The organism is Herbiconiux aconitum (genome assembly GCF_024979235.1).
GTDB lineage: Bacteria > Actinomycetota > Actinomycetes > Actinomycetales > Microbacteriaceae > Herbiconiux > Herbiconiux aconitum.
Window position 1 is genome coordinate 178,806 of record NZ_JANLCM010000002.1, and the last position, 23,952, is coordinate 202,757.

The window sequence follows — 23,952 nt, forward strand, 5'->3', positions numbered from 1 at the left end:
ATCCGGCTGTGCACGTGTGGCGTTGCACGGGCCGTCGGCCTACGCGAAACCGCCCGCGATCGTCCACGCCGAGCCCGCATCCGGAGCGTCGTCGCGCAGCACCGAGGCCTGGATGAGTCCGTAGGGGCGGTCGTCGGCGTTGAAGACCTCGTTGTCATTGACGAGTCCGAACGGCGAGAGGTCGTAGAGGAAATGGTGCTTGTTCGGCGCCGACATCCGGATCTCGGCGAGGAAGGGGTAGGCCTCCAGCACCGCCTTGCCCATCTCGTAGAGAGTCTGCTGCAGCGCCAGCGAGTGCACGGTGGCGAAGGTCGACACCATGATCTGCTTGATGCCGGCGTAGGTGGCCTCCCAGTCGACCTCCGTGGTCGTGAACCGCCACTGCGCCACCAGCGAGGTGGCCATGATGCGGTCGGCGGTCGGCTCGAGCACCGTGTACTCGTCTTCGAGGAACCCGTGGAACTCCGACCCCGTGGTCTTCAGGATGACCAGATCTTTGAACCCGCCGATCACCCACTCCCGCTGCCCCGAGCCCGTGCCCTCGACGGTGACGGCGGCCGTGCGGATCTCCTGACCCTTGCGCACGAAGGTGTGGTCGTGGTCCGACCCGTCGACGAGCACGCGCTCCCAGGCGTACTCCTCGATCTCGATCCGGGCACCCGACACCGGCTCCACGTCGTCGACGAAATGGCGCGCCAACTCCAGGCCGTAGCTCTCGATCGAGACGAGACCCTTCTCCTTCGCATAGGCGTAGGCGGTCTGCTTCTGGGTGTCGGTGGGGAGCACGGTGCGCTGGTCGCCGCGCAGGTGCGCCGCATCGAAGTCGCCCCGCAACGCCGTGGAGACGTTGACGTCATGGATCTCGTGGCGCGGGGAATCGCGGTAGATCCGCACGATGCGGTTCTCCGCTTTGCCGTACTGGTGCGGGCCGAGAACGATCGACATGCTTTCCTACTCCCTGCGCGGCGGGACTTCGCGGGGCCGCGCGCTCCCAGTCTGGCCTGCGGCGACAGGGCCGAGCGGCGGATGCGCGCTCCGGCCGCAGGAATTAACGATCAATTTACGTGGCGGCTCAGAGCGTGGAACGGCGCTCGAGAAGGCGGCCACGCGGCATCCGCTCTTCGGTGTCATCGAGCACGTGCACCACTTCGCCGGCCAGCCACGTCGTGTGAACGACTCCGCGCAGTGTGCGCCCGTCGTAGGCCGACACCGCATTCTTGTGCTCGAGCGCCGACGCGTGCACCGCGAACGCCTCCTCGGGTGAGAACGCCACGAGATCGGCATCGGCACCCACGGCGATGGAACCCTTCGTCTCGCCCAGACCGAGCAGGGCGGCCGTGTTCACCGCCATCCATCCGAGCACGCGATCGAGCGGGATGCCGCGCTCGCGCGCCGCCGTCCACACGGCGGGGAAGCTCACCTGCAGCCCCGAGATGCCGCCCCAGGCCTCCTGGAAGTCACCGTCGCCGGCGAACTTCAGTTCGGCTGTGGAGGGGGAGTGGTCGGAGGCGATGAGGTCGATGGTGCCGTCGAGGAGCGCCTCCCAGAGCAGGTCGCGGTTCGCTTCGTCGCGAATGGGCGGGCAGCACTTGAACTGGGTGGCGCCGTCGGGGATGTGCTCGGCCGAGAAGCTGAGGTAGTGCGGGCAGGTCTCGACCGTGATCGGCAGCCCCTCGGCCTTCGCCGCCCGGATGGCGTCGAGCGCCCGCGCACTCGAGAGGTGCAGGATGTGGGCGCGCGCCCCGGTGGCCCGCACCCCCTCGATGACGTGGGCGATCGCATCCTCCTCGGCGAGCTCGGGGCGCGAGGCCACGAACGCGCGGTAGTCGGCGCCACCGTCGTTGCCCGAGCGATCGAGCACCGACGGGTCTTCGGCGTGCACGATGAGCAGGCCGCCGAACCCGGCGACCTCCGAGAGCGCCGAGCGCAGCTGCGCGGTCGACAGGTGCGGGAACTCGTCGACCCCGGAGGGCGAGAGGAAGGCCTTGAACCCGAACACGCCGGCCGCCCGGAGCGGCTCCAGCGAGCCGAGGCTCGACGGGATGGCGCCACCCCAGAATCCGACATCCACGCTTGCCTGCGGCCCCGCCGCCGCGCGCTTCAGCTCCAGCGCCGCGACCGTGGTGGTGGGCGGAATGCTGTTCAACGGCATGTCGACGATCGTGGTGACGCCCCCGGCCGCCGCCGCGCGCGTGGCCGTCGTGAAACCCTCCCACTCGGTGCGACCCGGCTCGTTCACGTGCACGTGCGAGTCGACGATGCCCGGCACCAGCACCTGACCTTCGGGAAGCGTGACCACGGCGTGCGCCGGCACCTCTTCGTCGTCGTCGGCGATCGCCGCCACCACACCGTCGCGCACCGCGATGGTGGCCGGGCGCCACCGCCCTTCGGTGAAAACGGACGAGGCGCGGATCGCGAGGTCGTAAGGCTGGGACATCCGGTCTCCTGGGCTGGGAATCGAAGGGGTCACCTCAACAGTAGGCGTCGTCGGTCGCGATTAGCATGAGCGGATGGTCGTCACAATCGAGCAGCGCCTGTCGTGCCCCAAACACATGGAGTACGGGCCCTGCGGCGGCGTGGAGTTCGATGGTCGCTGCGAGGTGGGAGAGTTCCGCTGCGTGTTTCTCGAGACGCCCACGGTGCGTTGGCACGGGATCGCGCCGAACCCGCAATCCCCGGCCGGGCTGGCCCGAACGGGAACCGACGTGCACCACCTCGCCGACGCCCACGAGTTTCCGGTGGCACCGCACCAGGGCGCCGCGGCGATGCGCTCCTTGATGGCCACGCGCCCCGTCGTGGTCGCCGACTTCCCCGGCCGATCCGTCGATCGCGGCTCGCTCAGCGACTGCGCACAGGCGCTCGCCGGGCGGGTGGATGCGACGCTGGCCGGCGACTCCGGGCGATCGCGCGTGCAGTTCTCGCCGAGCTACCGCGCCCAGCTGCTGCAGAACGAGGGTCTCGCGGTCTGGACCGGCCTCAACTGCCGCGATCGCAACCGCGTCGCCCTCGAGGGCGAACTCGCCGGCCTCGCCGATGTGGGCGTCGCGGGGGTGCACTGCGTGACCGGCGACCACACCGCCACCGGCAATCGGCACGATGCGCTGCCCGTCTTCGACCTCGACTCCACGCAGCTCACCGCACTCGCCCGCCAGGCGGGCCACCTCGTCTCGGTCGCGGAGGCTCCGCTCACTCCACCCGTCGATCGCCGCGCAGCGCGCCTCCACGAGAAGGTGCTCGCCGGCGCCGACGTCTGCTTCGTGAACCATTCCGGGGGAGTCGAACCGGTGCGCCGGTTCATCGCCGAGGCCCACGATCTCGGCATCGCACCCGCGTTCATCCCGTGCGTTCCGATGGTGATCGACGCGGGCAGCGCCACACTGCTGAAGTCGTTCACCACGCTGGTGCTGCCGGAGGGGTTCCTCGACGGCATCCTGCACGCCGGGCATCCCTACGACGCGGCACTCGATGCGATCACGCGGCTCTGCGAGCAGTTCCTCGAAGTCGACGGCGTGGCCGGTGTGAACCTGTCGGGCGGCCCGGCGGCGGGCGCCGAGGTGGCCTTCGCCGACGCGATGGGAGTGATTGCCGAGCGCCTCGGTCTCGCGGGATGAGAAGCTGTTCCCCATGAGTGACCAGACACAATCCGGAACACCCGCCCCCCTGACCGTCACAGTCGGTCAGTACCTCGCCACCCGCCTCGTGCAGCTCGGCGCCCACCACGTCTTCGGCCTGCCGGGAGACTTCAATCTCAGCCTTCTCGATCAGATGGCGACGGTCGAAGGATTCACCTGGGTCGGTTCCACCAACGAGCTGAACGCCGCCTACGCCGCCGACGGATACGCCCGGCTGCGGCGCGGCATCGGCGCCCTCGTCACCACGTACGGAGTGGGTGAGCTCTCGGCCATCAACGGGGTGGCGGGCAGCTACTCCGAAGACGTTCCGGTGGTGCAGATCACCGGGATGCCCACCACCGGCGCCCGAGCGGCCGGCACGCACCTGCACCACACCCTGATCGACGGCGACTACGACCATTTCCTCCGCGCCTACCGCGAGGTCACGGCGACCGCCACCGTGGTGCGGGCCCAGACCGCCACGCGCGACATCGATGCCGCGCTGATGACCGCGCTCCGCGAATCCAAGCCGGTCTACCTCGGCATCCCGAGCGACGTCGCCACGGCGCCCGTGCACGCGGCGAACCTGCGCACTCCGCTCGTGGCCGCCTCGAGCGACCGCGCCGAACTCGAGCGTTTCACCGCGATGCTCGCCGCCACCGTCGCCCGGCACGACCAGGTGTCGATGCTGGTGGGCTCCCAGGTGCACCGGTGCAGCCTCGAAGCGATCGTGCGCCAGATCGCCGACCACGACGGCGTCTACATCGCCTCACAGAACATGTCGAAAGCCGTGCTGGATGAATCGCACCCGGCGAGCCTCGGCACCTACATGGGTGCGTTCACGCGGGTCGAGGAAGCCCGCGTCGCCGTCGACGACGCCCCCCTCCTGGTGCTGGCCGGCACGGTGATGAGCGACTTCCTGACCGGATTCTTCACCCAGCGCTTCGACGAGGATGCCGCGATCGAGCTCGGTCTCACCACTGCTCGCATCGCCGACACCACCTTCTACGGCGTGCGCCTCGAAGACTCGTTGCGCGCCCTGCACACGGTGCTCGGCCAGACCCCGCGCACCGGCGTGCTGCCGGTCGGCCATCCGTCGGTCGCGGTCGCCGCGGCTCCCGTCGCCGGCGAGTTGCTCGACCACGAATTCTTCTGGGCCGCCATCCAGGGCTGGCTGCGGCCCGGCACCACCGTGATCGCCGATGCCGGCACCTCGTTCTACGGCGCGCTCGACCTGGTGCTGCCCGACGAGTCCGACCTCCTCGGCCAGGCCGTGTGGTCGTCGATCGGCTACACCATCCCGGCCACCCTCGGCGCCTGCCTCGCCCTGCCGTGGCGCCGCTCGGTGCTCTTCGTCGGCGACGGTGCGGCGCAGCTGACCGTGCAAGAACTGGCCACCATCCTTCATCGCGGCTTCACCCCCGTGATCTTCCTGCTGAACAACGACGGATACACCGTGGAGCGCAAGATCCAGAGCCCGTCGGCGGTGTACCAAGACATCACGCCGTGGGACTGGACGCTCATCCCCGCCGCGTTCGGGGCGGCCGACCGGGTGGTCACGGCATCCGTCAGCAGTCAGGACGAACTGACGGAGGCGCTGGCGCTCGCGCACGAGACGACCGAGAAGGCGGTGCTGATCGAGGTGCGCCTGCCGGAGCTCGACGCGCCCCGCCTGCTCACCGTGCTGACCGAGGGGATCGCGGCCGCGGCGGCCAAACGGTGAAGCGCGGCACCCGGGCGTGATCCTGGTCTCGCCGCCCACCTTCCCCTAGGGTGTGAACAGATCCGGAGCGAGGGACGAGATGGGTGAAGTCATCGGCGAGGTCCTCCCGCTGGCGTTGGGCGTCGCGATCAGTCCGATACCGATCATCGCGGCCATCCTCATGCTGCTCTCGCCGAAGGCCCGCGGCACCAGCCTCGGGTTCCTGCTCGGCTGGGTGCTCGGCATCGTGGTGGCCGTGGTGGTGTTCACCCTGCTCTCGGCCTTCCTTCCCGAGGCCGGAGCGGATGCGCCGAAGCCCGTGGCCGGGGTCATCAAGATCGTGCTCGGCCTCCTGCTGCTGGTGCTGGCCGTGCGGCAGTGGCGCTCGCGACCCAAAGACGGGGTCGAACCCGCGCTGCCGAAATGGATGTCGGCCATCGACACGATGACGGCGGGGCGTGGTTTCGCGCTCGGCTTCGTGCTCGCGGCGGTGAACCCGAAGAACCTGTTGATGGGCGTCGCCGCCGGAGTGGCGATCGGCGGCGATGCTCCCGGCGTCGGAACGAGTGTGGTCGGCATCATCGTCTACACCGTGATCGCGGCATCCACGGTCGCCGTTCCGGTGATCGCCTTCCTGCTGGCCGCGCAACGCATGGCCACGCCGCTGGAAGCCCTCCGGGGGTGGTTGACACGCAACAATGCGACGGTGATGGCGGTTCTGCTGTTGATCATCGGCGTGGTCGTAGTCGGAAAGGGCATCGCGAACTTCTCCTGAGCGCTACTCTGATTTTTGGCAAGCCCTACGCGCGCCGGGGGAGCCTCGCCCGAATCGAGGCAGAGTGGGAGGCTTCATCATGAGCTTCTGGGGAAATTTCTGGGACATCATCGGTTGGTTCCTCTGGGCGTTCGTCTTCATCGCCTACCTGATGGCGCTGTTCGCGATCATCGGAGACCTGTTCCGCGACCACAAGCTGAACGGCTGGTGGAAGGCGCTGTGGATCCTCTTCCTGGTGTTCGTGCCCTTCCTCACCGCGCTCGTCTACCTGATCGCCCGCGGTCGTGGCATGGCCGAGCGTCAGAACAAGGAAGTGCGCCAGGCCCAGACCGCCGCCGACGACTACATCCGCACCGTGGCCGGCTCGAGCGCCTCCGATGAGATCGCGAAGGCCAAGGCGCTGCTGGATGCCGGCACCATCACGCAAGACGAGTACAACCTGCTGAAGGCCAAGGCGCTGCAGGGGAGTTAGCTGCCTCGGGCGCCGCTGTGCTGGTTGCCTCGGGCGCCGTGCTTCGCGCGGCGTCCTCGGGCGTCGCCGGTCCCTGCCCGGCGCCGCGCGACCTGTTCGCGTGCGGTCGCTGACGCGGCCGCGCGCTCACCCTGGGTCGTCGAGTAGGGCCCCTTGCGTTCGGCCTCGGGGGGCAGCTCTGCCTTACTCGGGTCGGACGTCGAGCCTCAACGACTGGGCGATCGTGACCGCCTGATCGACGGTCACGATCGCCTTCGCCAAATCCACGGTGAGGGGATCGAGCGAGGAGAGGTCGCTTCCGCGCAGGTCGCAGCCCTGCAACTCGGCCCGGTGCCACAGGGCGCCGCTCAGGTCGAGGTCGCGCAGCACCGCACCGCCGCAGCGGGCTCCGCTGAGGTCGGCCTCCCGCATCCGCACACCGGTGAAGGATGCGCCGCTCAGGTCGTTACGGGTCAGTGACACGAAGCCCCAGTTGCCGCCGTCGACCTTCGTCAAGTCCCATTCGCACGACACGAACGCGCTGCCCACCAGCTTGCAGCGGGTGAACGAGGCGTCGAAGAAGGAGCACCGCTCGAAGGTGCAGTTCGTGAACGCGGCATCCACGTGCTCCGAGACATTGAAGCGCACACCCCGGAACACGCAATCGGTGAAGCTCGCCCCGTGGTCGGTCAGCTCGGTGAAATCGCAGTCCTGGAACAGCACACCCTCGAACACGTCGTCGGCGCCGAGTTCGCGGCCGTACCAGTCTTCGCCGGAGACGCGGCTGGTGGTGTCGGGGCGTCGATCAGTCACCTCTGAAGCCTAAGCGTGACGGCCGACACCCGGAGCCCTATCATCGGGGGATGGTTCCGTTCGGCAACTGGCTCGCGTTCGCGCTCACCGCGCTCGTGATCATCCTCATCCCCGGGCCCAGCGTGCTGTTCGTCATCGGCCGTTCGCTCGCATTCGGCCGGCGCGGGGGCCTGCTGAGCGTGCTCGGCAACGCCCTCGGCGTGCTGCCCCAAGTGGTGGCCGTGGCGGTCGGCGTCGGCGTGATCGTGGCCCAGTCGGTCGTGGCGTTCACCATCGTGAAACTGGTCGGCGCCGCCTACCTCGTCTACCTCGGGGTGCAGGCCATCCGGCATCGGAACGTCGTGGCAGGGGTGCAGCCGGGAACGACGCTGCGCTCGTCGTGGCGGCTCGTGGCCGAAGGCTTCGTGGTGGGGCTCACGAACCCCAAGACGATCGTGTTCTTCGTGGCCGTGCTGCCGCAATTCGTCGACTACTCGGCCGGCTCCGTGCCGCTGCAGATGCTGCTGCTCGGCCTCACCTCGATCGCCATCGGGCTGGTCTGCGACTCGGCCTGGGCGCTCTCGGCCGGTTTCGCACGCGATTGGTTCGCCAAGTCGCCGAAACGGATGTCGCGGATGCGCGCCACGGGCGGCGGCATGATGATCGGGGTCGGCGGCACCCTGGCCCTCACGGGCAACAAGTAGCGTCAGCCCGGGAGGAGGGCGCGCGACCAGGCGGTGGGGGTGCGGCGGTATTCGGTGCGGCGGCTAGCCGTGTCGGGTCGGCCCTCCCAGAAGGTGAGGCGCACCGGGCGCACCACGAAGCCCGCCCAGGTGGGCGGTGGGTCGAGCGTGCCCTCCGGATGCTCGGCGTCGAACTCGGCCCAGCGGGCCAGACGTTCCGCCAACGGCAGGGCGGCGAACGCGGGCGTGTTCAGCCAGGCGAGCAGCTGCAGGTAGCGCGAGCGGTGCCGGTAGGCCCAAAGTTCCTCGGCGTCGTCGGCGCGCGAGACGTCGCCCTGCACCACGAGCTGACGGCCGGGCCAGACCAGGGTGAGCGCCGCGCGCGGATCGCCCGTGACATCAGCCGCCTTGCGTGACCGGGAGTCGGTGTGAAAGAAGAAGCCCCGCTCGTCGTATTCGCTCAGCAGCACAGTGCGCGCATCCGGATACCCGCTCGACGTGCCGGTGCTGAGCGTCATGAGGGGGCGCGCGGGGTCGTCGTTCGAAGGCAGCCAGCTCGTCAGCAGCGCGGCGATTTCGTTCGCGATCCCGTCGGCGACGGATGTGGTCATGCGGCTCCCGCCGCATCGAACCGCGCCACCTCGGCCAGGGCCGCGACGGAGTCGGCGACCGATGCCTCGAACAGCTCGGCGCCGTAGGCGGCCGTTGCTCCGGTCGGATCGCCGAGTGTGCCGTTGGTGGCGAAGTCGTTCGAGAGCCAGCCGAACGTGACGCGCTTCTTGAAACCGATGTGCTCGTAGCCCGCCAGGTGCTCGGGCACGCTGCGTTCGGCGAGTGAGAGGTCGACCAGGTCGGGGCGCAGGTGCAGCACCAGCGAGGTCTCGGCGTGGCCGGCGTGGATGCCCAGGCCGAACTCCTCCGGTCCGTCGTGCGCGCCGGACGGCACCGTGGCGCCCATCAGGAAGGTCTGCAGCCCGAAGCGGCGGCGCAGTTCCCGGCAGGCCACCTGCAGCAGAGCGAGGTTGCCGCCGTGGCCGTTGAAGAACACGAGTTTGCGGGCCGGGGTGGCCGCGATCGAGCTGCCGAGCTCGACGACCGTCTGCATCAGGGTGTCCCAGCTGATCCACATCGTGCCGGGCGCCCAGTGGTGCTCGTCGGACTTCGTGTACGCGATGGTGGGGAGGATCCAGACATCCTGACCCTCCGCTGCCGCACGCTCGACCGAGGCGTTGGCGACGCTGTCGGCGATGAGGTAGTCGGTCATGAGGGGCAGGTGCGGCCCGTGGTGCTCGATGGCGCCGGTGGGCAACACGATCACCGAGGAGGAGCTGAGGGCAGCCGTCGCAGCGGTTCCGGAGAGTTCGACGAGGCGTCGGACAGTGCTCATGTCGGTCAAGCCCACTTCACCCCCGTCGGCACGGTCTCGCCGAACGGGATCTTGCCGGGGTTGAGCAGTCCATCCGGATCGGTCGATGCCGCCAGGGCCTTCGTGCGCTCCACCTCGTGGTCGACGAACCACTGGTGCGGGCTGTGGAAGTGCACCCCGATGGCGGTGAGGCGGTCGTACCCCGCGTAGACCTCGTCGGCGCTCACGTACGGCGCGGCGAGCATCCCGATCGGATGATCGCGCTGGGCCTCGATGTGCAGCATGGCGCCGGGGTAGACCTCGTGCACCTCGTCGAGTCGTTCGACCAGCGCTGCACCGGAGACCTCGACGTGGAAATACGTCTCCGGGGTCGACTTCTGCAGCCATTCGATCGGGTGGTTGTAGGAGAGCATCGAGATCTTGACGGTGGCCTGCGGCCCCTCACGCACGTCCTCGACGCGCCCGCCGGCGCTCTCGACCAGCGCGGTCGCTGCGACGACGGTCGACGGGTCGAGGATGGCGCGGAGCGAGGCGCGACCCTTCGGGATGGCGGGGTCGTCGGGCAGGGCGTCGGAGATGCGTGGCAGATCGGCCGAGACGAGACGCGGTGTGGGATCGAGCCAACCGATCTGGCGGATGACGGAGGTCGCCTCGTCGAACGACGGGAAGCTGGCGTAGAAGCCCACCCATTCCTGCACCGGCTCGAGCGCGATCGTGGCGCGGGCGATGATGCCGGCCGTGCCGTAGGTGTGCACGTACGGCTGCGCCGCCTCGCCCTCGACGTGCGTGAGTTCGGCCGTGGGAGAGGCGTGCACCACATCGAGCGCCAGCACGTAACGGCCGCTCATGTTCGAACCGTGCTTGATCGACCCCGTGCCGCCGGAGCCCCCCGAAAGGAACCCTCCGATCGACGACTGCGCGGTGGAGGGGTACATCAGGATCTGCTGGCCGGTCTCGCGCGCGGCCTGCTCGATGGCGACCATGGATGCGCCGGCCTCGGCCACCAGGTAGCCTTCGCCGACCTCCACCACGGCCCGGGCCTTCGACATGTCGAGCACCAGTCCGCCCTCGAGCGGAATGGCCTGCCCGTAGTTGCCGGTGCCCTTGCCGCGCGGCGTCACGCTCACGCCGTGGCGAACAGCGGCCGCGACGGTCTGGGCGATCTGTTCGGCGTTCGTCGGGAAGGCGACGATGTCGGCGAGTCCGAGCGGAAGCTGCTCGGCCAGGATCGGCGACATCTTCGCGCCGTCGAGCGACGCCTTCTCACGGCCGCGAAGTTCGGTGGTGACCCCGCGTTCTCCGAGGAGCGCGGTGAGTTCGGCGGCGAGAGCGGTGATCTGTTCGGGGGAGGCGGTCATACGGAATCCTCTGGTGCGTGGGCGGTTCGGGTGAAACGGACGTGGGGCGGCTCGGTCAATGCATGACCATGCCCCCGGTGACGTTGACGGCCTGGCCGGTCATGTAGTCGGCGTCGGCGGAAGCGAGGAAGACGGCGACTCCGGCGACGTCGGCCGGGTCGGCGAGCCGGCCGAGCGGCGAGTAACTCGACCACTCGGCGACGTCCTCCTCGGTGCGGGTGGCCGCGCCCATGTCGGTGAGCACATAGCCGGGACAGATGCAGTTGGCCGTGATCCCGGATGCGCCGAGTTCCAGCGCGGTCACCCGGGTGAGCGCGATCACGGCGGCCTTCGAGGCGGCGTAATGGGCCTGACCCGCGCCTCCGGTCTTGCCCGCCATGCTCGCGAGGTTCACGATCTTGCCGCCGGTGCCGGCCGCGATCATCGATCGGGCGGCGACCTGGGTGGTGACGAGCATGGCGGTGGTGTTGATGGCGAACACGGTGTCCCACTCCTCGACGGTGATGTCGAGGAGTGCTGAGAAACGCAGGATGCCGGCGTTGTTGACGAGCACGTCGATGCCGTCGAGCGCCTCGATGGCCCGGCCGAGCGCATCCGTGGTGCTCGACGGATCGCTGAGGTCGGCCGGAACGAAGTGGCAGCCCAGCTCGCCGGCCAGGGCGGAGCCCTGCTCGGCGAGGCGGTCGAGAACGCTGACCTCAGCGCCCTCGGCCGCCGAGCGCCGGGCGATCTCGGCCCCGATGCCACGCGCTCCGCCCGTGACCACGATGCGCCGACCGGCGAGCCGGGAGCTCGTTGCGGTGCGATCGGTCACGGGGCGGAGCGACATGGGCCGGTTCCTTTCAGGGTGTGGAACGGATTCGACGGATGCGCCCGACTACTTGGCCGGGAGCCCGATCGAATCGTCGATGAATTCGTTGGTGTAAATGTCCTTCACCGCAAGACCGTCGGCCGGAGTGGCACCGATCTTCTCGAGGATCGGCACGGCCTTGTCGAAGAACGACGACATCCGTGCGTCGTCGAGGTCGCCGATGGTGTCGTTCGAACCGTTGGAGACGAGGCCCAGATCGGTCATCTGCTTCACCGAGAAGTCGGCGACGCCCTGCGAGTACACCCAGCCGGTGTCGAACTGGTCGACCAGGTCGAGGATGAGCGAGTTGACCGGCGCGGGGTCGGCGAAGTAGTCGACCTCAGCCTGCTGCAGCACGGGCACCAGGGCCTTCAGGCAGTCGGCGTTGGCCTCGAGGTCACCGGTGCGCGTGGCCATCACCGACTGGTAGTAGTCCCAGCCGGTGTCGTTGATGAGCTGGAAGTCGACCGGCTTCATCCAGTCGGAGACCTCGTTCTCGTAGATGTAGGGCTCGGCCGAGGCGAAGCCCTGCTGGGCTGCCTTGCCGGCGTCGGCGACGAAGTTCGCCGGCGTGCCGTCGTAGCTTCCGTCGGCCTGGGCCTCGGGCACGATGCCCTGCGACTTCAGGTACTCCATGTAGGTGGAGTCGGCGAAGTAGCGCACGATGGCGCCCTTGCTCGTGACGTCTTTGATGGTCTTGGCGTCGGGGTAGGTCGCCGGGTCCCACATGATCATCAGTGGGCTCTTCTCCAGCGGCGCGAAGACGGCCGTGGTGGGGAAGTCGGCCGAGTTCTGGATCTGCTCGTCGGTGGAGACATAACCGAGCATGATGTCGGGGTCTTGATACATGATCGACGTGACGCTCTGGAATCCGATGGCAGGACCACCGGAGCGGATCTCGACGTTGACGCCGGTGTACTCGCCGCCGCTGTAGAGCGGGCCGCTGACCTTCTTGTTGGCGGCGTCGATCTTCGGATCAGGGCCGAGCAATTCGTAGAGGTGACCGTGCTCGGCCTCCGGGTTCCAGTCGGTCTGCAGCACCACGTTCGACGGGCAGACGCCCGACAGATCGGTGGCGCCGATGGTGAGGTCGGCCGAGGGGGTGGAATCGTCGGACGCCGACGAGCTGCTGCTACACGCTGAGAGTGCGATCGCGGTGGTCGCGACGAGGCCGGCGGCCAAGACGAGCCGGGTTCGGGGGAAGCGCATGTCATCTCCTTCTAATTGGTGCAGGAATGGATGGTGCTGTGGGCTGGTGGAACAGGGTGGGACGGATGAGTCAGTTGGCCGAGAAGTCGTACCATCGGCCGACGACGCGCTTGCCGATCCAGCCGAACAGCGCGAAGATCGCGACGCCCAGCAGTGCCGCCACGAAGATGGTGGCGAACAGTTCGGCCGATCTCAACCGCGCCGTGTAGGTGCTGAGCAGCGAGCCGAGCCCCGGCTCGCCTCGACGGAAGAAGAAGTCGCCGACGATCGCGCCGACCACGGCCAGACCGGCGGAGATCCGCATCCCGGCGAAGATCGCCGGCAGGGCGGCGGGGAACTCGAGCTTCGACAGGATGGTCCATCGACCGGCGCGCTGAAGCTGGAACAGCTCGCGCTGACCCGGGTCGACCGATTGCAGGCCGAAGAGGGTGTTCGAGACCATCGGGAACAACGCGATCATGACGCAGACGATCACGCGGGCCGGATATTCGAAGCCGAACCAGAATCCGATGAGGGGAACGAGGGCGAGGATCGGGATGCACTGCAGCACCACCGCGTAGGGGTAGAGCGAGCGTTCCACCCACTTCGCCTGGCTCATCGCCACAGCCCAGAGCACGCCGATCACGATGGCGAAGGCGAGCCCCACCAGGGCGACGAGCGTCGTGCGTCCGAGCGCCTGCATGATCTCGAGGAACGTCGCCGGGTCGAAGAAGGCGATCACCACCTCGTGCGGCGGCGGCATGAGGAAGCGCCGCTGCTCGTCGAGGATGACGTAGGTCACCGCGTACCAGATGCCGATGAGCCCCAGGAAGACGAGGATCGGCGGCAACCAGGTGGTGGCGCGGTTCTTCGACGCGCGCACCGTGGCCGGGCGGGTGACGGTGCGCTCCGTCGGCGGAGCGGGAGGACTGGTGGTCATGAGTGGCCCTCTCGGAGAGCGTGCGAGACCTTGCCGCAGAGTTCGGCGTACTCGGCCGTGAAGCGGATGTCGGGATCGCGTGGGAAGGGGAAGTCCACGGGGAACTCGTCGACGATGTGTCCTGGACGCCCCGACATCACGATGACCCGCGTGGAGAGGTAAACCGCCTCGGAGACCGAGTGGGTGATGAACAGGCCCGCGAACTGCTGCTCGGTGAAGAGCCGGATCAGTTCGTCGTTGAGGCGCTCGCGGGTGATCTCGTCGAGCGCGCCGAACGGTTCGTCGAAGAGGAACAGCTCGGGCTTCAACGTGAGCGAACGCGCCAGGCTCGTGCGCATCTTCATGCCCCCCGAGAGCGTCTTCGGCAGGTGCTTCTCGAATCCGGTGAGGCCCACCAGATCGATCGCCTCCTTCGCGGTGGCCGCGCGCTGCTTCTTCGGGATGCCGTTCAATTCGGCGAGCAGTTCGACGTTCGACTGCACGTCGCGCCAGGGCAGCAGCGTCGCGTCCTGGAACACGTAGCCGATGCGGCTCGTGTCGACCTGGGTCACGCCCTCGGTGGCCGGGGTGAGGCCCGACGCGATGCGCAGCAGGGTCGACTTGCCGCATCCGGATGGCCCGACGACGGTCACGAACTCGCCGCGATTGACGGTGAGCGAGACGCCGGAGAGCGCGGTGGTGCCGTTCGGAAACGTCATGGCGACGTCATCGAAGTGCAAGAGCTGATCGGTGGTGGTCGCCGGAGCGACGGGGGGAGGGGCGATGGTCATGGAGCTTCTCACCTCGTTTCGAGAATGGGTTCGATGGCGGGTGCGGGGGTTCTGGGGGTGGCGCCGGGGCTTACGCGGTGGGGCAGCGCGATCGTGTGGGTGACCTCGCTGCGGGCCACCAGTCGGCCGGCGTGCACGACGAAGCGGTCGGCGGGGGCGTTCGCGATCGCATCCGAGAGGCTGCGGCCGCGCACGGCGAGCAGTTCTGCTCGCGCACCGACCTCGACCCCGGCGACGGGGAGGCTCATCACGTCGCGGGCTCCCGCACTCACGGCGGTGTAGGCCTCGTCGAGGGTGAGATGCCCGGCCGTCACGAGCAACGATGCGGTCTCGAGGGCGTCGCTTCGCCCCACCGGGTTGAACGGGTCGCGCACGTTGTCGGCGCCCGCACCGAGGCGAACGCCCGCGTCGAGCAGGCTCCGCACCGCGGTCAGGCCGCGCGGGGTGGAGACCGGGTGCTCCCAGCCCTGCAGGTAGAGGTTGGTGATCGGGAGGGTGACGATGCCGATGTCGCTGCGCACGATCTCGGCGATCACGTCGTCGAGTTCGGCGGGATGCAGGGTGCCCAGCCGCACGCAGTGACCGGCCGTCACCGGGCGGGTGGCGTGCCAGGGGCGCACCACCTCGGCGAGGGTGCGCAGCGTGAGCGCGCCGTCGAGGCTCTCGTCGGTGTGCATGTCGACTCCCACGCCGCGGAGTTCGGCGAGGGCGAGGAGCCGGCGCAGGTCGGCTTCGGGGTCGTCGGCCAGGTGCGGTGCGCCTCCGACCAGATCGACCCCGAGGTCGAGGGCTTCGTGCACGTCTTCGGAAGGCGCGGTGGGTCCGGCGAGTGCGACGAGCTCGAGGTCGAGGAGCCCGCGGAGTTCCTCGCGCACCTGCACCAGCGCGCGCACCCCGCGCATCGGCTCGGGTGCCCCCAGGATGTCGACGTGGCAGCGGATGGCCGTGGTGCCGTTGGCGAGCATCCGGAGTGCCTGCTCGCGGGCGCGGTCGGCGATGCTCTCGGTCGACATCGTGGCCGCGTAGCGCTTCCACGACTCGATGGCGAGCACCAGATCGCCCATGGGGGGTTCGATTTCGTCCCACGAGAGTGCCTTGTCGAGGTGGGCGTGCGGTTCGGCGGGGGCGGTGAGCAGGAGGAAGCCGTCAAGAGCGAGGGTCGTCGGGTCGGACGCGGCCGACGGATGCGCATGGACCGGCCGGTGCGCACTGCCCGGCGCGAGGGTGCCCGCCGGCACGACCGCGGTGACGGTGTCGCCCGTGATCTCGACGTCGACGATGCGGCCATCAGGAAGGGTCGCGCCCGTCAACCGGGTGAGCTGCTGGGGGAGTGCGTTCATCGGATCGATCTCCCCGCTGTCGTTGGGCGCGTGTCGAGGACAGCGGCCCGGGTGATGATCATCTCGACGTTGGGGTGACCGTGGTGGATGTTGATGGGTTCAACACGGCTCACGCTACGGACGGCTCGTTTCGGGCACGTAACGCAAACATTTCCGATTGTTAATTGCCGCTGACGCCGATTTCGCGCGCGGGCAGGTTGGTGGTTACTGTCTGAGGTGTTCCGACCTGATCCGAGCGAAAGGGGTCGCCCATCGTGTCCGGAAGCGTCGCCCTCGACGAGCAGACCGAACGCCTCGGCGCGCGCATCCGTTCGGTGCGGCAAGCGCGCGGACTCACGCTGGTGGAACTCGCCCGCCTCGCCGGGCTGTCGCATCCGTTCCTCAGCCAGCTCGAACGCGGCCAGGCGCGACCCAGCATGCTCTCTCTCGAACGCATCGCCCGGGCGCTCGGCTCGAGTCAGATCGAATTGATCGCGGCGGCGACGGATGATCTCATCCCCGGAGCGGGTGCGGCCCGGGTGTCGCTGGTGCGGAAGGCCGAAGGTCCGCAGGGGCCGTTCGGCGGCGGTTCCGCGCGCATCCTGGTGCATGGCGACGGATCGTTCATTCCGATGGAGTTCCGCGGTACCAACCTCGAGCTGGGGGAGTTCTACCATCACGCCGAGGCCGAGTTCCTGCACGTCGTGGCGGGCCGGGTGCTCGTCGACCTCGCCGACGACGGCGAGTTCGAGCTGGTGCCGGGCGACTCGATCCACTACGCCGGCGGCACACTCCATCGCTGGTGCTCGCTCGGCGACGGGGAGTACCGCCTGTTCGTGGTGAAGGAGCGGAGGACGTCATCGTGAGTGCGGTGCTGACCGAGATCGACGCGGTCGTGACGGAGGCGACGCAGGTGGCGGAGGACGTCGTGCTGCTCGAGTTGCGGGCGGCGGATGGGTCGTCGTTGCCCCCCTGGCAGCCCGGCGCGCATCTCGACGTCGTCGTGCAACCCGGGGTCGAGCGGCAGTACTCCCTCTGCGGCGACCCCGCCGACCTCTCGCGCTACCACGTGGCCGTGCTGCGCGAACCCGACGGGCGGGGCGGGTCGGAACACCTGCACACGCACGTCGCGGCGGGCGCGTCATTGCGCATCCGGGGCCCGTTGAACCACTTCGCGCTCGTGCCACCGACCGCGGCCTCGCGCTATGTCTTCGTGGCCGGAGGGATCGGGATCACGCCGCTCGTGCCGATGATCCGGGCGGTCGAAGCCGTCGGCGCGTCGTGGATGCTCGAGTACGCGGGGCGTTCCCTCGAACGGATGCCGTTCGTCGACGAGCTGGTGCGGGAGTTCGGGGAGCGGGTGCGGGTGCATGTGCCGTCGGGGCCTGGGGCTGCGCCCGGTTCCCGCTTCGACGCCTCCACACTTTCGGCGGGCACGGCGGATGCGCCCGTGACGGTCTACGCCTGCGGCCCGGCCCGGATGCTCGCCGCCCTCGAGCAGGAGGCTGCGGCATCCGGATGGCCGGCCGGGGCATTGCACCTGGAGCGGTTCGAGGCGCGTGAGGTGACCGAACCGGTGCGGCAGGAGGCCTTCGAGGTGGAGCTCGAGATCACGGGGGTGACGCTGACGGTGCCGCCGGATCGCTCGATCCTCGAGGTCGTCGAGGAGGCCGGAGTGCTCGTGCTCTCGTCGTGCCGCGAGGGCACCTGCGGCACCTGCGAGACACCCGTCGTCTCGGGCGAGGTCGACCACCGCGACTCGGTGCTCACCCCCGACGAGCAGGAGTCGAACGAGGTCATGATGATCTGCGTGTCGCGCGCGGCCTGCCCGCGCCTGGTGCTGGAGCTGTGATCACTGCCGTGGGCGCCGTGCTTCGCGCGGCGTCCACGGGGCGCGCCGGTCCCTGCCCGGCGCACCGCGACATGTTCGCGTGCGGTCGCTGACGCGGCCGCGCGCTCACCCTGGGTCGTCGAGTAGGGCCTGTTGCGTTCGGTCTCGTGCGTCAGTGTCAGTGTCAGTGTCAGTGTCGGCGGGTGGCGAGGAGGGAGGTGAGCCCTTCCGCCATGGCGCGCTGGTCGTGCTGCACCAGCTCGTAGTCGCGCACCACGACGCGGCCACCCACCACCACGTGACGGGGGCGGCGGCCGGGAGAGGCCCAGAGGAGGCCCGCCACCGGGTCGGCGACCCCCGCGTCGGCCACCCCCGACACGTCCCAGACGCACAGATCGGCGGCGGCGCCGGGGCGCAGGTGCCCGAGTTCGGGGCGGCCGAGCCCGATCGCCGAGCCTTCGGAGGCCATCGACAGGATGCTCCGTGCGTCGATCGGCGGGCCCACGAGCGGCGCCACCTGCATCGCGAGCCGTGCATCGGCGAGCAGGTGCCCGGCGTCGTTGCTTCCACCGCCGCTCGTGCCGAGACCCACCGCGATGCCGGCCGCGCGCAACGCCGCCACCGGCGCGATGCCCCACCCCATCGGCAGGTCGCAGCCGGGGGCGTGCGTGGCGGTGACGCCGCGGGAGGCGAGCAGGGCGATCTCGTCGTCGGTCACGGCGCAGAGATGTGCGAGTGTCACGTCGGGCGCCAGCCAGCCCCACTCCTCGAGCAACGCGATCGGCCGCTTGCCGTACTTCTCGAGAGCGATCGCGACGTCGACCTGCTCGTTCGCCTGCGTGCGGCGCCGGAGTCCGCGGCGCTCGGCGACCTCGCCGAGCAACCGGAACGTCGCTTCGCTGTCGCTGTGCACGCCGGCCGGGCCGACCGCGAGCTGCAGCATGCCGTCGTCGGTGACCCCGCTCCGCGCATCCGGAACCAGCGCATCGGCGATCGCGTCGGCCGATTCCGCCGCCTCCTCGGGGTCGTCGCGCGCCGAGCCCCGCACGAAGGCGAGTCGTGCGCCGAGCTCACGGGCCGCCCCCGCCGTCGCGCGCGCGATGCCCACGGTGTCGCTGCCCGAGGGCCAGGTGAGGTGGTGGTCGGCGACCGTCGTGACGCCGTTGAGAAGCCCTTCCGCCACGCCGACCAGAGCCGAGGCTCGGGCGAGTTCGGGATCGATGCCGACCGCGGCATATGCCCTGGCCATGGTGGGCAGCCAGAGGTGCATCGGTACGCCTCGGGTGCCCGGCAGGGTGCGGAAAGCGCTCTGCAGCAAGTGGTGGTGGGCGTTGACCAGCCCGGGGGTCACCACGCAGCCGGCGGCATCGAGGTGGTCGACGCGGTCACCCGCGCCCGGGGCGTCGGCCGGGTCGGTGTCTCGACCGGCCATCGTCGGGCCCACCACGAGGCGACTCGCATCATCCGCACTCCGTTCCGTCGCGGCGTCGATGACGATGTGGGCGGCGTCGTGGATGATGAGCATGGTGATTTTCTAACACTTTCATGTGTCAGGCTGATGACGCCGGGCCCTGGGCTCGTGCTCTCAGACCGTGGATCGGAGGGACGGATGCTCGAACTCGCCTCTGCCCTGCTGTCCACGTTGACCGCCGGGAATCGACTCGCCGTCGCCACGGTGATCGGCGTCGACGGCAGTGCTCCGCGCGCGCTCGGCACCTCGATGGCGGTCGACGACGAGGGTCGGGTGATCGGCAGCATCTCGGGCGGCTGTGTCGAAGGTGCGGTGTACGAGGCCTGCGGGCGGGTGCTCGCCTCCGGCGAAGCCGAGGTCTGCGAGTTCGGGTTCACCGACGCCGACGCCTTCGCGGTAGGGCTCGCGTGCGGTGGCCGCTTGCGCGTCTTCGTGCAGGAGATCGGGCTTCCGGGTGCGCGCAACGCGCTCCCCGATGCGGTTCGCAGCGAGCTCGAGCGGGCCCGCGACCGCCACCCGGCCGGGTTGGCCCTGGTCGGGGCGGGAGATGCGGTGGAGGTGCTGGCCGCGCGCAGCGATGCCGTCGCATCCGGTGCTCGCGCCCAGGTGGTGGCGGAGCTGGGCGCTGCTGTCCAGGCCGGTCGTTCGGTGCGGCGCCGCATCGAGTGCGACGGCGAGACCGTCGACGTCGTGTTCCTCGTGAGTGCACCGCCGCCCCGCATGATCATCTTCGGCGCGGTCGACTTCTCGGTCGCCCTGTCGAATGCCGCTGCGGCGCTCGGCTACCGCGTCACCGTCTGCGACGCCCGACCCGTCTTCGCCACGCCCGAGCGCTTTCCCGCGGCCGAGGTGGTCAACCAGTGGCCCTCCGACTACTTGGCGCAGACCCCGGTCGACGAGCGCACGGCACTGTGCATCCTCACCCACGACGACAAGTTCGACATCCCGCTGCTCGAAGTGGCTCTCTCGCTTCCCGTCGCCTACGTCGGGGCGATGGGATCCCGCGCGACGCACGACCGGCGGGTTCGCGCGCTGCTCGACCGTGGCCTGGACCGGGCGGCGCTGGCGGCGCTGCACTCGCCGATCGGGCTCGACATCGGCGCCTCCTCGCCGGAGGAGACAGCCGTCTCGATCCTCTCGGAGATCCTCGCCGTGCGCACCGGGCGCACCGGCGCTTCGCTCGGGTCCACGGAGGGACCCATCCACCGTTCGAGTGCCGTGGAGGCCGTGAGTGAGTTCTGATCAGCGCATCGTCATCGAGAACGCCTACATCGCCACCATTGACATAGCCGGAACGGAATACGACTCCGGGCACGTCGTTGTCGACGGCCGGGAGATCGTCGCCGTCGGGGCGGGACGGTCGCCGGAGTGGGCGCGTGCGGGTCAGGCGCCGCCCGGCGTCGCCGCGGTGGCCGCGACAGCGTCGTCCACCCGCTCGGTCACTCGCATCGACGGAGCCGGGCATCTCCTCACGCCAGGCCTCATCAACACCCACCATCACCTCTACCAGTGGCTGACTCGCGGGATCGCGCAGGATTCGATCCTCTTCGACTGGCTCACGACCCTCTACCCCACGTGGTCGAAGATCACCGCCGGCACGGTGCACGCCGGAGCCCTCGGCGGCATGGCCGTGGGGGCGCTCTCGGGTTGCTCGACGATGGGCGATCACCACTACGTGTTCCCGCGAGGAGCCGGAGACATCCTCGGCGGCATCGTCGAGGCGGCGGGAACGCTCGGCGTGCGACTCCACGGAACGCGGGGCTCGATGGATCTCGGCGCGTCTCAGGGCGGGCTCCCACCCGACTTCGCTGTGGAGACCACCGCCGACGCTCTGCAGGCGAGTGCGGATGCGGTCGCCCGGTTCCATGACCCCTCGCGGGAGGCGATGGTCAAGATCGCCATCGCTCCGTGCTCGCCGTTCTCGGTGACCTCGGATCTGCTCCGCGAAGCCGCCGTGCTGGCTCGATCACTCGATGTGCGGTTGCACACGCACGGCTCGGAGACGGTGGAGGAAGACGCCTATTGCCTCGAGCGTTTCGGCCGCACGCCGACGGAGTACCTCGACGAACTCGGCTGGCTCGGCGACGACGTCTGGATGGCGCATTGCGTGCACCTCGATGAGAACGCGATCGCGCGATTCGCCGCGACCGGCACGGGTGTCGCGCACTGTCCCTCCTCGAATGCGCGACTCGCGGCGGGCATCGCACCGATCCCGCAGCTTCTCGCGGCGGGTGTGCCGGTCGGACTCGGGGTCGACGGCTCGGCGTCGAACGAATCCGGCCAGCTCGGAACCGAGATCCGGATGTCGGTGCTCGTCAATCGGCTGCGTGCCGGTGCCGACGGGATGAGCGGCCGCTCGGGCCTCTACCTCGCGACGATGGGCGGCGCGCGCGTGCTCGGCCGGGATCGGGAGCTCGGGTCGATCGAAGTCGGCAAGCTGGCCGACCTGGCGCTCTGGAAGGTCGACGGCGTCGAGCACGCGGGCATCGTCGATCCGGTCGCCGCGTTGACGCTGGGGGCGCAGCCGCCCCTGGCTCTGTTGCTCGTCGACGGTCGCGAGGTCGTGCGCGACGGAGCGCTGGTGCGCGCTTCCGAGGCGGATGTGGCGCGTCGTGTGACGACGGCGGTGGGGGAGCTGCTCGGTCGGTGACGACGCGCGCGTGCGGCGCAGTGGCGTGCGGCTGCGCTACATCCGCGCGCGGCGACCGCGTTCGATGAACGACTTCGGCTGCCGGTCGAGCTCGTTGTAGAGTCGCCGCTCCACGGTGTCGTGCGGGCTGCTGTTCGCGTCGATCCCGACGAGCCACACCAGCCCCTTCGCGCCGTAGGAGTCCTCGGCCAGCAAAGCGATCGAGAACAACCGGTCTTTGCCCGCGGACTGCTCGGCCCACGCCAGCGCCTCCATGAACGTCGTGTCGCTCACGTCGTGCGTCTCGGTGGTGAACGGGCCGTCTCCCGAGTAGAAGAACACGCGGAAGACCGACTCGACACGCTCCCAGCTGGTGTCGCGTTCGTCCCCCGGCTGCACCTTCACGCCCCCAGCGTAGGGGCGGGGCCCCTCGGCCGTCGACAACGAATTGCCGGTTGCACCAAGAATTGCGGATTCTGGCGGGGCTCGTCAGGCTCCCAATCGTCAGATGCCGAGGATCAACGACACGGCGATCGCGAACATCACGAGCGCGATGATTCCGTCGAGGATGCGCCACGCGAGCGGGCGCGCGAAGACCGGACGGAGGAGCCGGGCTCCGTAGCCGAGCGCCGCGAACCAGACGATGCTCGCGATGCCCGCGCCCAGTCCGAAGAGCCAGCGGGCGTCGCCGTGCGAGTTCGCGACCGAGCCGAGCAGCACGATGGTGTCGAGGTAGACATGCGGATTGAGCCAGGTGAGTGCGAGGCAGGTGAGGATCGTGGCGCCGAGCCCCGCGAAGGTGCGGTCGGCCTCGGGCGCGAGGGCGGAAGGGCGCAAGGCACGCCGTGCCGCGAGGATGCCGTACACGGTGAGGAAGGCCGCGCCACCGATCCGCACGACGGTCATCAACACGGGGACACGGTCGATCGCGAGGCCGACGCCGCTGATGCCGATGGCGATGAGCAGCGCGTCCGAGAGTGCGCAGATCGCCACGACGGCGAAGACGTGCCGGCGAAGCAGCCCCTGCCTCAGCACGAAGGCGTTCTGGGCGCCGATGGCGACGATCAGCGAGAGGCCGAAGCCGAATCCGGCGAGGGTCGCGAGGGGGTCGAGGGCGGTGGGCACTCTTCGACCGTAGGCGGCTATTTTCGAACAATCCAGCTAATTATTCTGTTGCTCCATTAGATTGCCTAATCATGCAACTCGATCTCGCACAACTCGCCGCTTTGAGCGCGGCCGTCACCGAGGGCACTTTCGAAGCGGCGGCCCGCGCGCTGAACGTGACGCCCTCGGCGGTGAGTCAACGCATCAAAGCGCTCGAGAGCACGGTCGGTCGGGTGCTGCTACAACGCAGCAAGCCGGTGCGGGCTACGGAATCCGGTGAGGCGATCCTGCTCCTGGCCCGCCAGATCGAGACGCTGGCCGGGGATGCCGTGCGCGGGCTCGGTGATGCGGACGGGCCCGACGGCCTCGGCGGCCTCGGCGGCCCCGACGGCGCGGGGGCCGGCGAGGGGAGTGGCGGGCAGGGGCGGGCTCCGCATCCGAATCCCGTGCGGATGCCGATCGCCGTGAACGCCGACTCTCTCGCGACCTGGATTCTGCCGGCACTCGCGGAACTCTCCGACGCGATGGTGTTCGACCTCTACCGCGAAGATGAGGCGCACACCACCGCACTGCTTCGTGAGGGCACCGTGATGGCCGCGATCACCGCGGTGGCGTATCCGGTGCAGGGATGCTCGTCGACCCTCCTCGGCTCGATGCGCTACCGCCCGATGGCAAGTCCGGCCTTCGCCGAGACGTGGTTCCCCGATGGAATCACGTCAGAAGCGCTCGCGCACGCACCGGTCGTGGTCTTCGATCGCCGCGACGAACTGCAGGATGCGTACCTCCGCTCGCGCGTGCCCGGTGCGGTCGACCCGCCGCGCCACTACGTGCCGGCGTCGGGCGATTTCGTCGCCGCTGTGCGGCTCGGCTTCGGGTGGGGCATGGTGCCCGACCTGCAGAGCGACCCGCGGAACGCTCTCCCGTCGGCCCCGGCCCTCGTCGATCTCGACTCGGACGGTGCCGTCGAGGTGCCCCTCTACTGGCAGCAGTGGCAACTCCGCACCCGTTCCCTCGAGCGTCTGGCCGAGGTGGTCGCGACGGCTGCGCGTCGAACCCTCCGGTAAGGCGGGTGTCGCAGCCTCCTCTGATCCAGGTGTCGCATCCTCTTCTGA

24 protein-coding genes are annotated in these 23,952 nt (G+C 69.4%); 10 read left to right on the forward strand and 14 right to left on the reverse strand.

Translation table 11 applies throughout. The features are described 5' to 3' along the window. Positions 1-39 precede the first annotated feature (39 nt). Both pucL and allB read right to left on the reverse strand, forming a co-directional pair. Entirely contained in the window at positions 40-945 is a 906-nt protein-coding gene (gene pucL, locus N1027_RS12420) for a factor-independent urate hydroxylase (protein ID WP_259508324.1), read from the reverse strand. A gap of 127 nt (positions 946-1,072) precedes the next feature. Next, a complete protein-coding gene (gene allB / locus N1027_RS12425; protein ID WP_259508326.1) occupies positions 1,073-2,437 on the reverse strand; it encodes an allantoinase AllB in 1,365 nt (454 codons plus the stop codon). A gap of 73 nt (positions 2,438-2,510) precedes the next feature. Between allB and N1027_RS12430 the strand changes: the two genes are divergently transcribed. The 4 genes from N1027_RS12430 (at position 2,511) to N1027_RS12445 (ending at position 6,560) form a co-directional block, all read left to right on the forward strand. After that, positions 2,511-3,611: a methylenetetrahydrofolate reductase C-terminal domain-containing protein gene (locus N1027_RS12430; protein WP_259508328.1), complete on the forward strand. Its 1,101-nt coding sequence runs from the start codon at positions 2,511-2,513 to the stop codon at positions 3,609-3,611. A 13-nt stretch (positions 3,612-3,624) separates the two neighbouring features. Then, positions 3,625-5,334: an alpha-keto acid decarboxylase family protein gene (locus N1027_RS12435; RefSeq protein WP_259508330.1), complete on the forward strand. Its 1,710-nt coding sequence runs from the start codon at positions 3,625-3,627 to the stop codon at positions 5,332-5,334. 79 nt (positions 5,335-5,413) lie between these two features. Beyond that, on the forward strand, positions 5,414-6,088 hold the full coding sequence (locus N1027_RS12440; protein WP_259508331.1) for a GAP family protein: 675 nt from the start codon (positions 5,414-5,416) through the stop codon (positions 6,086-6,088). A 79-nt stretch (positions 6,089-6,167) separates the two neighbouring features. Next, complete coding sequence (locus N1027_RS12445) at positions 6,168-6,560, forward strand: SHOCT domain-containing protein (protein ID WP_259508333.1); 393 nt, start codon at positions 6,168-6,170, stop codon at positions 6,558-6,560. 183 nt (positions 6,561-6,743) lie between these two features. On the opposite strand, the gene N1027_RS12450 is transcribed toward N1027_RS12445, so the two are convergent. Beyond that, positions 6,744-7,352 (reverse strand): pentapeptide repeat-containing protein, encoded by a 609-nt coding sequence (locus N1027_RS12450; RefSeq protein WP_259508335.1) that lies wholly within the window; start codon positions 7,350-7,352, stop codon positions 6,744-6,746. Between the two features lie 50 nt (positions 7,353-7,402). Between N1027_RS12450 and N1027_RS12455 the strand changes: the two genes are divergently transcribed. Then, the gene (locus tag N1027_RS12455) at positions 7,403-8,035 is read left to right on the forward strand and encodes a LysE family translocator (RefSeq protein WP_259508337.1); all 633 of its coding nucleotides are present in this window, start codon (positions 7,403-7,405) and stop codon (positions 8,033-8,035) included. Positions 8,036-8,037: 2 nt separating this feature from the next. Here N1027_RS12455 and N1027_RS12460 read toward each other — a convergent pair whose 3' ends face one another. The 8 genes from N1027_RS12460 to N1027_RS12495 all read right to left on the reverse strand — a co-directional run bounded on the left by N1027_RS12460 (position 8,038) and on the right by N1027_RS12495 (position 15,826). Then, entirely contained in the window at positions 8,038-8,625 is a 588-nt protein-coding gene (locus N1027_RS12460) for a pyridoxine/pyridoxamine 5'-phosphate oxidase (RefSeq protein ID WP_259508339.1), read from the reverse strand. After that, positions 8,622-9,401 carry a creatininase family protein gene (locus N1027_RS12465; RefSeq protein WP_259508340.1) on the reverse strand — a complete coding sequence of 260 codons (780 nt, stop codon included), beginning with the start codon at positions 9,399-9,401 and terminating at the stop codon, positions 8,622-8,624. The genes N1027_RS12460 and N1027_RS12465 overlap by 4 nt, the downstream gene beginning before the upstream one ends. 5 nt (positions 9,402-9,406) lie before the next feature. Beyond that, positions 9,407-10,738 (reverse strand): FAD-binding oxidoreductase, encoded by a 1,332-nt coding sequence (locus N1027_RS12470; RefSeq protein WP_259508342.1) that lies wholly within the window; start codon positions 10,736-10,738, stop codon positions 9,407-9,409. Positions 10,739-10,793: 55 nt separating this feature from the next. Continuing rightward, positions 10,794-11,567: an SDR family NAD(P)-dependent oxidoreductase gene (locus N1027_RS12475; RefSeq protein ID WP_259508344.1), complete on the reverse strand. Its 774-nt coding sequence runs from the start codon at positions 11,565-11,567 to the stop codon at positions 10,794-10,796. A 48-nt stretch (positions 11,568-11,615) separates the two neighbouring features. Further along, the gene (locus tag N1027_RS12480) at positions 11,616-12,797 is read right to left on the reverse strand and encodes an ABC transporter substrate-binding protein (protein ID WP_259508346.1); all 1,182 of its coding nucleotides are present in this window, start codon (positions 12,795-12,797) and stop codon (positions 11,616-11,618) included. Between the two features lie 70 nt (positions 12,798-12,867). After that, the gene (locus N1027_RS12485) at positions 12,868-13,716 is read right to left on the reverse strand and encodes an ABC transporter permease (RefSeq protein ID WP_259508348.1); all 849 of its coding nucleotides are present in this window, start codon (positions 13,714-13,716) and stop codon (positions 12,868-12,870) included. Continuing rightward, positions 13,713-14,486: an ABC transporter ATP-binding protein gene (locus N1027_RS12490; RefSeq protein WP_259508350.1), complete on the reverse strand. Its 774-nt coding sequence runs from the start codon at positions 14,484-14,486 to the stop codon at positions 13,713-13,715. The genes N1027_RS12485 and N1027_RS12490 overlap by 4 nt, the downstream gene beginning before the upstream one ends. Before the next feature lie 8 nt (positions 14,487-14,494). After that, positions 14,495-15,826 carry an amidohydrolase family protein gene (locus N1027_RS12495; RefSeq protein WP_259508353.1) on the reverse strand — a complete coding sequence of 444 codons (1,332 nt, stop codon included), beginning with the start codon at positions 15,824-15,826 and terminating at the stop codon, positions 14,495-14,497. 254 nt (positions 15,827-16,080) lie between these two features. Between N1027_RS12495 and N1027_RS20145 the strand changes: the two genes are divergently transcribed. Continuing rightward, entirely contained in the window at positions 16,081-16,671 is a 591-nt protein-coding gene (locus N1027_RS20145; RefSeq protein WP_259508355.1) for a helix-turn-helix domain-containing protein, read from the forward strand. Continuing rightward, positions 16,668-17,657: a PDR/VanB family oxidoreductase gene (locus N1027_RS19930; protein ID WP_308199800.1), complete on the forward strand. Its 990-nt coding sequence runs from the start codon at positions 16,668-16,670 to the stop codon at positions 17,655-17,657. Before N1027_RS20145 ends, N1027_RS19930 begins: the two co-directional genes overlap by 4 nt. A gap of 169 nt (positions 17,658-17,826) precedes the next feature. Here N1027_RS19930 and N1027_RS12515 read toward each other — a convergent pair whose 3' ends face one another. Beyond that, entirely contained in the window at positions 17,827-19,161 is a 1,335-nt protein-coding gene (locus N1027_RS12515) for an amidohydrolase family protein (RefSeq protein WP_259508357.1), read from the reverse strand. An 84-nt stretch (positions 19,162-19,245) separates the two neighbouring features. Here N1027_RS12515 and N1027_RS12520 point away from each other — a divergent pair, with 84 nt between their 5' ends. Next, on the forward strand, positions 19,246-20,349 hold the full coding sequence (locus tag N1027_RS12520) for an XdhC family protein (RefSeq protein WP_259508359.1): 1,104 nt from the start codon (positions 19,246-19,248) through the stop codon (positions 20,347-20,349). Then, positions 20,339-21,757, forward strand: a complete 1,419-nt coding sequence (locus tag N1027_RS12525) for an 8-oxoguanine deaminase (RefSeq protein WP_259508361.1) — start codon at positions 20,339-20,341, stop codon at positions 21,755-21,757. Before N1027_RS12520 ends, N1027_RS12525 begins: the two co-directional genes overlap by 11 nt. Before the next feature lie 36 nt (positions 21,758-21,793). On the opposite strand, the gene N1027_RS12530 is transcribed toward N1027_RS12525, so the two are convergent. Both N1027_RS12530 and N1027_RS12535 read right to left on the reverse strand, forming a co-directional pair. Then, positions 21,794-22,141, reverse strand: coding sequence for a hypothetical protein (locus tag N1027_RS12530; protein WP_259508364.1), 348 nt, complete (start codon positions 22,139-22,141; stop codon positions 21,794-21,796). 99 nt (positions 22,142-22,240) lie between these two features. Further along, positions 22,241-22,861: a LysE/ArgO family amino acid transporter gene (locus N1027_RS12535; RefSeq protein ID WP_259508366.1), complete on the reverse strand. Its 621-nt coding sequence runs from the start codon at positions 22,859-22,861 to the stop codon at positions 22,241-22,243. Between the two features lie 71 nt (positions 22,862-22,932). Between N1027_RS12535 and N1027_RS12540 the strand changes: the two genes are divergently transcribed. Beyond that, positions 22,933-23,904 carry a LysR family transcriptional regulator ArgP gene (locus tag N1027_RS12540; RefSeq protein ID WP_259508368.1) on the forward strand — a complete coding sequence of 324 codons (972 nt, stop codon included), beginning with the start codon at positions 22,933-22,935 and terminating at the stop codon, positions 23,902-23,904. Positions 23,905-23,952: the final 48 nt, after the last annotated feature.